The sequence below is a fragment of the Streptomyces sp. NPDC004667 genome, from assembly GCF_040609475.1.
Classification (GTDB): Bacteria; Actinomycetota; Actinomycetes; order Streptomycetales; family Streptomycetaceae; genus Streptomyces.
Genome location: NZ_JBEXKC010000145.1, coordinates 1 through 9760, shown reverse-complemented (window position 1 = coordinate 9760; position 9760 = coordinate 1). Strand labels below are relative to the sequence as shown.

General features: G+C 72.5%; 8 protein-coding genes. 4 read left to right on the top strand and 4 right to left on the bottom strand.

Features of this window, described 5'->3' with window-relative positions; translation table 11 throughout:
* From ABZW32_RS37385 to ABZW32_RS37375, 3 genes are all read right to left on the bottom strand, one after another.
* The coding region (locus tag ABZW32_RS37385) for an HTH domain-containing protein (RefSeq protein ID WP_356225008.1) at nt 1-546 on the bottom strand (546 nt) is incomplete at its 3' end.
* Between the two features lie 10 nt (nt 547-556).
* Nucleotides 557-1495, bottom strand: a complete 939-nt coding sequence (locus tag ABZW32_RS37380) for an alpha/beta hydrolase (RefSeq protein ID WP_356225006.1) — start codon at nt 1493-1495, stop codon at nt 557-559.
* A 110-nt stretch (nt 1496-1605) separates the two neighbouring features.
* Nucleotides 1606-3078, bottom strand: coding sequence for a sialidase family protein (locus tag ABZW32_RS37375; RefSeq protein ID WP_356225004.1), 1473 nt, complete (start codon nt 3076-3078; stop codon nt 1606-1608).
* 251 nt (nt 3079-3329) lie between these two features.
* Here ABZW32_RS37375 and ABZW32_RS37370 point away from each other — a divergent pair, with 251 nt between their 5' ends.
* A complete protein-coding gene (locus ABZW32_RS37370) occupies nt 3330-4904 on the top strand; it encodes an alkaline phosphatase family protein (protein ID WP_356225002.1) in 1575 nt (524 codons plus the stop codon).
* Between the two features lie 24 nt (nt 4905-4928).
* Here ABZW32_RS37370 and ABZW32_RS37365 read toward each other — a convergent pair whose 3' ends face one another.
* Nucleotides 4929-6407, bottom strand: coding sequence for a cytosine permease (locus tag ABZW32_RS37365; protein WP_356225000.1), 1479 nt, complete (start codon nt 6405-6407; stop codon nt 4929-4931).
* 69 nt (nt 6408-6476) lie between these two features.
* On the opposite strand from ABZW32_RS37365, the gene ABZW32_RS37360 reads away from it, so the two are divergent.
* The 3 genes from ABZW32_RS37360 to ABZW32_RS37350 all read left to right on the top strand — a co-directional run bounded on the left by ABZW32_RS37360 (nt 6477) and on the right by ABZW32_RS37350 (nt 9580).
* Nucleotides 6477-7199, top strand: coding sequence for a TetR family transcriptional regulator C-terminal domain-containing protein (locus tag ABZW32_RS37360; protein WP_356224999.1), 723 nt, complete (start codon nt 6477-6479; stop codon nt 7197-7199).
* Nucleotides 7200-7233: 34 nt separating this feature from the next.
* Nucleotides 7234-8880, top strand: a complete 1647-nt coding sequence (locus ABZW32_RS37355; protein WP_356224997.1) for an amidohydrolase — start codon at nt 7234-7236, stop codon at nt 8878-8880.
* 136 nt (nt 8881-9016) lie between these two features.
* A complete protein-coding gene (locus tag ABZW32_RS37350) occupies nt 9017-9580 on the top strand; it encodes a dihydrofolate reductase family protein (protein ID WP_356224995.1) in 564 nt (187 codons plus the stop codon).
* Nucleotides 9581-9760: the final 180 nt, after the last annotated feature.

Sequence of the window (9760 nt, the reverse complement as noted above, 5' to 3'; positions counted from 1 at the left end):
GTACCACCGGCCTTCGGCGGTGAGCAGCCCGGCCGGTTCCACCTCGCGGTCGCTTCCGCGGCCCGCCGCGTCCGTGTAGGTCAGCCGAAGGACCGTGTTCGCGCCGAGGGCCCGTTCCACCGCGGCGCGGACCGTGGCGTCGGCCGACGAGGGCTGCGCCACGATCCGGGCGGCGAGTTGCCGTGCCGCCGCCGACGCGGGACCGGTCATCGAGGCCGCGATCTTCTGGGCTGCCGTACGGACCGCACCGGCGTACGGGGCGCGGGCATCGGCGTCGGCGGCTGCGAGGGCCACCGCCAGTGCCGAGGCTTCGTCGGCGGTGAAGTGGATCGGGGGCAGGGTCATCTCCCGGTCGATGGACCAGCCCCCGCCCCGCCCGGTCGTGGTGCGTACCGGAACACCGGTCTCCATCAGCGCCTGCAGGTCGCGCTGCACCGTCCGCGCGCTCACCTCGAACCGTGCGGCGAGCGCCGCGACCGTCATCGGCCGCGGCGCCACCGCGCGCAGTTCTTCCACCAGGGCATAGAGCCGGACCGTACGGTTCATGCCGACGACGCTACCGTCCCGCGGCGGCGAGGAAGTCCTGCTCGCGCCGCAGTTGCCGCTCGGTGATGGTCGTCGGGAACAGGGTAAAGCCGTGCATGGCGCCGGCGACGAGTTCGAGTTGCGCGGGCGCGCCCGCCGCTCGCCACCGCCCGGCCAGGAACACCGAGTCGTCCAGCAGCGGATCCTCGGTGCCGACGACGATCCGGGCCGGCGGCAGGCCTGTGAGGTCGGCGTAGAGCGGCGAAACGGCGGGATCGCGGCGCTGCTCCGCCCCCATGCCCGGCGTGCACTGCTCGTAGGTCCACCGCAGCGTGTCGGTGTTGCTCAGCAGGCGCCGGGAGCCGAACGATCGCTGGCTCGGTGTCATCGACAGGTCGTAGGGGCCGAAGAGCAGGTGGGCCGCCCGGAACGCGCCGGTGATGCCGTGCCGGTCGCGAAGGCGCAGCAGCGTCACCACGCTGAGGTGGGCTCCGGCCGATTCGCCTCCGATCAACAGCCGTTCGGTGCCGAACTCGGCCGCGGCGTGCTGCACCAGCCATCGGGCCGCCGCTTCGCAGTCGTCGGGCGCGGCGGGGAAGGGGTGTTCGGGTGCGAGGCGGTACTCCACGCTCACCACGGCCAGCCGTGCCCGCTCGGCGAGCCGCCACAGCCTCTCGTCCTGCCCGTCCGAGGAACCGAACATCCAGCCGCCGCCGTGGATGTGGAGGTACACGCCGTCGACGTGGTCCGGCCTGAAGACCCGTACCTTCACCCCGCCTTCGACGATGCGGTCCTGCCCCTGCGGCAGTCGCACCGGTGGTGTGTCGCCGCCGAGCCGGTTGCGCCGCAGGCCGGCCAGCAGGGCCGCGTCCGGTGTTCCCGCGCGCTGCGGTCGGCTCGCGGCGGTGGCTTCGAACCGCTCGTTGAAGGTCAGGGTCTCCGCGAGGCGGTCCTCGTCTGTGATCATCATGTCGCCCATGCTCACAGCCGTGTGCGACAGCGTGATGTCACCCTTTTCCGGAGACCCGCGTCACACTCCCGGCGGCATCGCCGTAGCACCGAAAGGCACGACCGGGGCGGTCACGAGGTGCGGAAGACGCCGCTGTACACGTCCGTACGGTTGTGGGGTGCGTCGGAGTGGGTCTCGGTGAGCACCGCCCGGACTCCCTTGCCGTCCGCCACCAGGCCTTGGTAGTCGCCGAGGAAGTAGCCCCCGGCGAACGGCGCCTGCAGCCAGTCGAAGACCCGTGAGATCCGTCGTTCGCTCCGCAGCCCCGGGTCTCCGTGCGGCAGGGTGGCCAGCTGGTAGGCGGTGGGCAGGGTGGTGGTGTCGCCCGGCTTGAGGAAGCGCAGGTCGTAGTAGGTGAGCGCGACCGTGCCCCGTTCGTCGACGGCGATCGACGGGGAGAAGCCGGGCACGCCCTCCGGGCTGATCAGCTCCGGGCTCCCCCAGGTGCGTCCGCCGTCGGTGGAGCGCACCAGTTGGACGGAGTCGAAGCTGCCGCCGGAGAAGTCGGAGCCTTCGTAGGCCATGTAGAGGGCGCCCGTCTTCGGGTCGATGGCCGGGCTGGGCAGGGTGGATCCGGCGCGCAGCGCCTTGGTGGGGTCGTTCGGGTCGACCTCCGGTACGGAGGTGTCGCGGGCCACGGTGACCGGGGCGCTCCAGGTCCGTCCGGCGTCGGTCGAGGTGACCATCTCGTAGCGGGCTTCGGCGACGGTGCTCAGGTCGTCGGTGTAGGTGATCCGGTCGAAGAAGTCGTACAGGGTGCCGGTGCGCCGGTCGACGACGATCTGGTGGCCGATGGTCTGGGTGTTGGGCACGCCGCTGGTCTCGACGAACGGCCGGGCCCGGCTCCAGGTGCGGCCGCCGTCGCGGGTGAGGGAGATGAAGCCCGGACCGTCGAGGGAACTCGGGCCGGGCGGGTCGTTGTCGAGGCGGTTCCAGACCTGGTAGGCGGTGCCCTTGCGGATCGGGTCGGCGGTGAGCGTGGGCTTGTCGTTGAAGAAGGGCTGCTCGTCGACGTGCGTGGTGGTGAGGTTCTGCCAGGTCCGGCCGCCGTCGTGGGAGGTCGCGGCCAGGAGGGCGGTGCGCGTGCTCTTCGTGAAGTCGACGCCCTCACCGCCGGCGTAGACGGTGCCGTCCGGTCCGGTGCTCACCCAGGGATCCGTTGCCCGTTCGTAGTCCGCGCCGCCCGGGGCGCACAGGCTGAACGGCAGCGTGCTCTGATGGAACGTGTGGCCGTCCGTGGTCCAGCCGGCCACCAGGCCGCGGGCGCCGCCGTCGTTCCAGCGGTCCTGCTGGAACACCGTGACCACGCGCTTCGGGTCGCGGGGGTCGACGGACAGGTAGGGCTCGACCTCGGTGCCCGGGTAGACGACGCTGTCGGGGGACATCGCGCCAATGGTGCAGTCCGCGTAGGGGTCGCCGTCGGACACCTTGGTCAGGGGTCCGCCGTCGGGGCTGCGGTGTGCTGCGGCGGGACTCGCGCCGGTGACCGTGGTGAGCAGGATCGCGGCGGTGGCGACAGCGGTCAGGGGCAGGGGGACGCGCATGCGGGATCTCCTCCGGGCCTCGGCGGCCGGGGTTCGCGGGACCGCCGTCAGCGGGGCGGCGTGGGGCGCGGAGGCGTACCGGAACCCGATGGCGGGACGACTCCGCTTGATCCTCTTCGGCGCCGCGGCCGGTTTCCTTGATGGGCCGGACGGCGGAGTCCTCCCCCGGCGAACGGTGTGCGCGCGCGGGCGAGTGGAGGCAAGCTGGAAGGTGGGGGAGGGCCGACGGCCGTCGAGATCCGAGGTCAGGAATGGCGAGTCAGGGCAAGGAGCACGCACTCGACCACGTGGTGGTCGTGGTGTTCGAGAACCGGTCGCTGGACAACCTGCTCGGCCGGCTCTACGGGCCCGGGGACGGCAGGACGTTCGAGGGAGTGACCGGCAAGGACCTCACGAATCCGATCCCGCGATGGGCCGAGCACGGTGCCGGCCGCGAAGTGGTGCCGTACACGGTGGCAACTGACATGGACAGCCCCGACCCCGATACGGGGGAGGAGTATCCGCACACCAACACGCAGCTCTTCAACATCCTCGGCGAGCGGAACCGCTTCAAGCTCGGCGAGGACATCTCGGCGCCGTACAACGCGCCCGAGCCCGGCCGGGCACCCACGATGGACGGCTTCGTCACCGACTACATCAGCACCCTGACCGGCGAACTGGGCCGCCAGCCCACCTACGACGAGTACGCGCAGGTGATGACCGGCTTCACCCCGGAACAGGTCCCCGTGCTGAGCGGCCTGGCGCGCGGCTTCGGCGTGTTCGACCACTGGTTCAGCGAGGTGCCGTCCCAGACGTTCACCAACCGGTCGTTCTGGACAGCGGCGACGGCCTCGGGGCTCGTGGTGAACTCGCCGGTCAAGAACTGGGTGCTCGACAACGACGCTGAGACGATCTTCAACCGGCTCGAACAGCACGGCCGGACGTGGAAGGTGTACGTCGCCGAGCCGGACCGGTTCTCCATCACCGGCCTGATCCACTACCCACGGCTGAAGGACCGCTTCGACACGCACTTCGTGCCGTTCTCCCGGTTCGAGGCCGACGCCGCCGACGGCAGGCTCCCCGACTTCTCGTTCATCGAACCGAGCCTGGTGCTCGGGCACGCGGACTACCACCCGGCCTTCTCGCGGGTCCTCGGACACGGCGTCGTGATCCGCGGCGCCGACCCGCCGTCCTCGATCCTGGGGGGCGAGGCGTTCCTGGCCCGGATCTACGACGCCTACAGGGCCATGCGGTCGCCGAGCGGGTCGAACGTGTGGAACACGACCCTGCTGATCGGATGGGACGAACCCGGCGGCACCTACGACCACGTCCCACCCGGCCCGGTGCCGCCGCCCGACCCCTCCGCCCCGGCCGGACAGCTAGGGTTCCGTTTCGACCGCTCGGGCTACCGGGTCCCGGCCGTCGTGGTCTCCCCGTGGGTGGCCGGAGGCCGGGTGTTCAACGAGGAGCACCGCCACACCTCGCTGATCGCGACCCTGCGCGAGCAGTGGCACCTCGGTGCCCCGTTCACCGCGCGAGACGCCGCGGCCCGGACCATCTCCCACGCCTTCACCCTCAACACCCCGCGGGACCCGCACACCTGGCCCGTGCCGGTCGCGCGTCCCGTGCCCCGGTACGTCGAGGACGCCCTGCTCGTGGGCAAGAGCCTCTCCACCCTGGGCAGGGCCGCCTTCGAAGGGATCCGCGGCTTCGCGGACGATCACGACATCCACATCGAGGGGCTCCCCGACGATCCCGGGACGGAGGTCCCCCCGGAACGGGCCCTGCAGATCATGCGCGAGTTCCTCGCCTTCCACTTCCCCCGTCTGGTACCGCCGGCGGACTGACGCCGGCCGCGCCCCGGCCGGCCGCTACAGCGGTCCCGGCACCTCCGGGGCGAGGTCCCGGGCCGCGAGCACGGTGGGCGAGTTCCGCATGGTGACGGCGTAGAGGGCGGCCGACACGGCCATGCCGGCGGGCAGGGAGAGGTCCACGCCGCCCAGGAGGCCGGCGACCGGGCCCGTGTAGAGGGTGTTGACGCAGAGGGCCGCGACGCCCACACCGGCGCACAGGGCGAGGGCCCCTGCCCAGTTGACCCCGCCGGTGTACCGGAAGGGGCTGTGGGCCGTCTCGTCGCAGAGCGCGACGCCGTCGTAGCGGCCCCGGCGCAGCACGATGTCGGTGGCGTAGACGGCCATGAGGGGGCCGATCAGGACGACGATCAGCTGGAGGGCGTTGCTGACGGTGTCGAGCAGGTTGGACACCAGCAGTCCGTACAGGGTGAGCGCGACGGCGACGGCGCCGTCGAAGAGCACGCTGACGGACCGGCGGATGCGCAGGCCGACGGCCTGGAGGGCCAGCCCGGCGCTGTACGCCGTGAGGGCGTTGACGGCGATGGTGCCGAGGACCAGGGCGAGGAGGAAGACGGGGGCGAACCAGCCGGGCAGGATCCCCTGGAGCGCGTCCTGCGGGTCGGTCATGTCGACCGCGGTGGCGGCGAAGGCGCCCAGGGAGCAGACGGCGATGCCGGGCAGGAAGCCGCCGAGGGCGGTCCAGCCCACGATCGCCTTGCGGGAGGCGGTGCGCGGCAGGTAGCGGGAGAAGTCCGCGCTGGTCGTGTACGAGAGCGGGCCCGAGGCGATCAGTGTGGTGCCGGCGATGAGGGCGGCCCACAGGCCGGTGCCGGTGAGCGGCGCGGCGGGCCGGTACGAGAAGTCGGCGTGCCGCAGGACGCTGACGGCCACGAGGGCGAAGACCGCGGCGAGCGCCAGGGTGATCGGAAGGTAGAGCTTCACGATCAGCGTGTGCCCGTAGACGCTGATGGCCAGGGTGAGCACGGCGATGCCCAGGACGAGGGCGATCCGGACTCCGGTGTCCGCCGTGATTCCGGCCCGTTCGGCGAGGGCGAAGGCGGCGGTCGCGGCGGCGGCCAGGTTGAGCGCGAAGTAGCAGACGGAGACCAGCCAGCCCCCGATCGCGTTGTTCACCCGGTTGCCGAGAACGCCGTACAGGGCCCGGGTGATCACCTCGCTGGGGGTGCCGGAGGCCGGGCCCGAGATGGCGAGCAGTCCGGTGAGCAGCCAGAAGAGGTTGCCCACCACGATCACGGCGACGGCTTGCCGGAGGCTGAGCCCCATGAGGACGAGTGCGCCGCCGACGACCAGGCTGAGGTAGTTCACGTTCGCCGCGGCCCAGACTGCGAAGAGGTCGCGCGGGCGGCCGTGGCGTTCCGCGTCGGGGATGTGGTCGATGCCGTGCGCCTCGATCCCGCCCGCGCGCTTCGGGGCGGGCCGGGCCGCCCCGGAGCTGCTGGGCGTACCGGGAAGGGGGTCGGGAATCGTGGACGCCATGTGGACCTCCGGGTGCTGGGCGTACCCACCTGCTTGCTTATTGGTCGCACACTCAATAGCATCCTCGGTATGTCGTCAAGCGTCCAGCGCAAACGGATCCGCAAGTCCCCCGAAGCCCGGCGGGCGGAGATCGTCGATGCCGCCGCGGCCGTCGCGCTCACCGAGGGGCTGGAGTGCGTCACCCTGCGGCGGATCGCCGATGAGCTGGTGGTGAGGCCCGGCCTGATCAGCCACTACTTCCCCTCGGTGGAGGATCTGGTGGCGGAGGCGTTCGGGAATGCGGTCGGCGCCGAGCTGGACGCCCTGCTGCCGTCCGAACCGACCGAGGGGATTGCCCCCACACGGGAGCTGGCCCGGTTCCTCGCCCGCACGTCGGGGGACGCGTACGACGCCATCAGCCGCCTCTGGATCAACGCGCGCCACCTCAGCCGCTACCGGCCCGTGCTGCGCGAGCGCGTCGCCGAGCAGGAGGCCGCGTGGCGCGGACGACTGGAGGCCCTGCTCCGACGGGGCATCGAGCGGGGTGAGTTCCGTGCGGACGACCCGTACGTGACGACGATCCGGATCCTGGTCGTCCTCGACGGCCTCGGCGCCCACGCCAACACCGACACGAGCAACCGCCCCGAGGCGGTGACCCGGATGGCCGTGACGACCGCGGAACGCGAACTCGGCCTGCCTCCGGACGCGTTGCTCGACACCCCGTCCACGCGGACCCGTACCGGCGACGGCGGATCCACGCAGACCCGTACCGGCGACGCCGCGGCTGCGGAGCCGTCCGCCGCCACCGACTGACCGACCCCCTTCGCCCCACCACCCTGGAGCCGCTGTGCGCACGCCCCTCGTCCTGCTCTCCGCCCGCCTGCTCGACCCGGTGTCCGGCGCGTTCCTGCCGGAGACGGCCTTGGCGGTCTCCGACGGACGGATCGCCGCGCTGGGCGACGACCGCGAGGTCCGCGCGCTCGCGGACTCCACGGCCGAGGTCGTCGACCTGAAGGGGGCCGTGGTCACGCCCGGACTCGTGGACGGTCACCTCCACCCCGTTTCGGGGGCCGAGCTCACCCACGGGCTCGACCTGTCGGGCTGCGGCGATCTGGCGGAGGTGCGCGCGGCGCTGGCGCGCGGGGTACGGGGTCTGGAGCGCGGGCAGTGGCTGTCCGGATGGGGGCTCGACCCGAACGTCTTCGGCGACCGGCCCGTGGGGACCGCCCCCTTCGACTCCGTGCTCGATGGCGTCCCGGCGTTCCTCCTGCTCTTCGACGCGCACTCCGCGCTCGCCAGCCGGCGCGCCCTGGAACTGGCCGGTGTGGACGGGCCGCGCACCTTCGACCAGGCGTCCGCCGAGGTCGTGTGCGACGAGCGCGGCCGGCCGACCGGGCTGCTCCAGGAGGACGCGGCCTGCGAGCTCGTGGAGCGCGTCGCACCCCGGCCGACCCACCGGGAACAGCGGGAGCGGCTCGCCGCCGTGCTGCGGTCGATGGCCGCGGCCGGACTGACCGGCGGACACGTCATGGACGCCAACGGGAGCAGCCTCGACCTGCTCTCCGAACTCGACGCGGCGGGCGAACTCCCGCTGCGGCTGCGGGTCGCGCCCTGGTGTCAGCCGGGCACCGACGCGGACGGGGTGCGCGCGCTCGTCGACCGGCAGGGCACGGGAGGCCGGCTCTGGCGCGTCGCGGGCGTCAAACTCTTCATGGACGGCACCATCGACAACGGCACCGCGTGGCTGGAGCGCCCGGACTGCCACGGCGAGTCCACGCACGCCTTCTGGCCCGACCCGGCCGCCTACACCGAGGTCATCGGCGCGTTCCACCGGGCCGGCGTGCCCACGGCCACGCACGCCATCGGCGACGCGGCCGTACGGCACGCACTCGACTCCGTCGAGAAGGCGCGGGCCGCGACCGGGGGCCGCGGCGGGAACGGAGCCGGGGAGGTCAGGCACCGGATCGAGCACATCGAAACCGTCCCCGACGACACCCTGAACCGCTTCGCCGAGCTCGGCGTCCTCGCCTCCATGCAGCCCACCCACTGCTGCGAGTTCACCCGCGCCGACCACACCGACAACTGGTCGCGCCGCCTCGGGGAGGAACGCGCCGCCCGCGCCTGGCGCTGCCGCGACCTGTGGGACTCGGGTGCCACCGTCGTACTCGGCTCCGACTGGCCCATCGCCCCCTACCCACCGCTCGGGGTCATGGCGGGGGCCCGCCACCGCCGTCCCGGCCGCAACCTCAGCCTGCCGCCGCACGCCCCCGAACAGGCGCTGACCGCCCTGGAGGCCCTCCGCGCCATGACGGCGAACGCCGCGTACGCGGCCGCGGAGGAACACGAGGCGGGCCGGCTCGCCGTCGGCCACCGCGCCGACCTCACCGTCCTGGGCGGCGACCCGCTCACCACACCGGCCACAGAGCTCACCGAGCTGCCGGTACTGCTCACCGTCCTCGACGGCCGCCCCACACACCGCCACCCGGACCTGTGACGCACCCTCTTCGACGACCGGATCAGCCCCGGCCCTCGCCCGGTTCCCGGCCCCGGCACAGGAAGCCCGCGAGCCTTGAGGGGTCCTGCGGCTCCGGCGGTCGTACTGTCGGGCGTACCGACGAGGAGGGCTTCCGATGCACAGGGTCACGTATTCGCTGGGCGTCTCACTCGACGGCTACGCCGTCGGGCCGGACGGCCGCTTCGACTGGACGGCGCCCGACGAGGAGGTCTTCGACTTCGTCACCGCCGAGATCCGACAGGTCGGCTGCCACCTGCTGGGGCGGCGGCTGTACGAGACGATGCTGTACTGGGAGACCGCCGACCAGGACCCGTCGCTCGACGGGCCGATGCGCGAGTGGGCCGCCCTCTGGAAGGCGCTCCCCAAGATCGTGTTCTCCACCACCCTGTCGACGGTGCAGGGCAACGCCCGCCTGGCCTCGGGCAGTCTGGCGGAGGAGATCGAGCGGTTGCGGGCCGAGCCGGGGGACGCCGACATCGCCATCGGCGGTGCGACCCTCGCCGCCGAGGCGGCCGCGTCGGGTCTGATCGACGAGTACCGGGCCAGGGTGTACCCGGTGCTGGTCGGCGGTGGCCTTCCCTTCTTTCCCCGGCACGGACGCCGGGTGGACCTCGAACTCGTCGAGACCCACACCTTCGGCTCCGGGATCGTCTACCTCCGCCACCGCGTGGCGCGATAGCCACCTCTCCTGCCTGGCCCCGGGAAGGACGGTTCGTCCACTACGCCCCGCTCCTCACCCATGAAAGGGGAGCCGCGCACGACGGTGGTGTGCATCGACATCTCGGCGACCGTGCTGCCGTTGATCCGCGGGGGCACCGGTGCGCAGCCCGCGGCGGCCGCGCACCCCAGCCGGGCCGTC

What these genes read in the sequence shown, in the direction of transcription:
- ABZW32_RS37375 (WP_356225004.1), bottom strand. Translation starts at nt 3,078, where the DNA reads ATGCGCGTCCCCCTGCCCCTGACCGCTGTCGCCACCGCCGCGATCCTG.
- ABZW32_RS37380 (WP_356225006.1), bottom strand. Translation starts at nt 1,495, where the DNA reads ATGATGATCACAGACGAGGACCGCCTCGCGGAGACCCTGACCTTCAAC.
- ABZW32_RS37370 (WP_356225002.1), top strand. Translation starts at nt 3,330, where the DNA reads ATGGCGAGTCAGGGCAAGGAGCACGCACTCGACCACGTGGTGGTCGTG.
- ABZW32_RS37350 (WP_356224995.1), top strand. Translation starts at nt 9,017, where the DNA reads ATGCACAGGGTCACGTATTCGCTGGGCGTCTCACTCGACGGCTACGCC.
- ABZW32_RS37360 (WP_356224999.1), top strand. Translation starts at nt 6,477, where the DNA reads ATGTCGTCAAGCGTCCAGCGCAAACGGATCCGCAAGTCCCCCGAAGCC.
- ABZW32_RS37365 (WP_356225000.1), bottom strand. Translation starts at nt 6,407, where the DNA reads ATGGCGTCCACGATTCCCGACCCCCTTCCCGGTACGCCCAGCAGCTCC.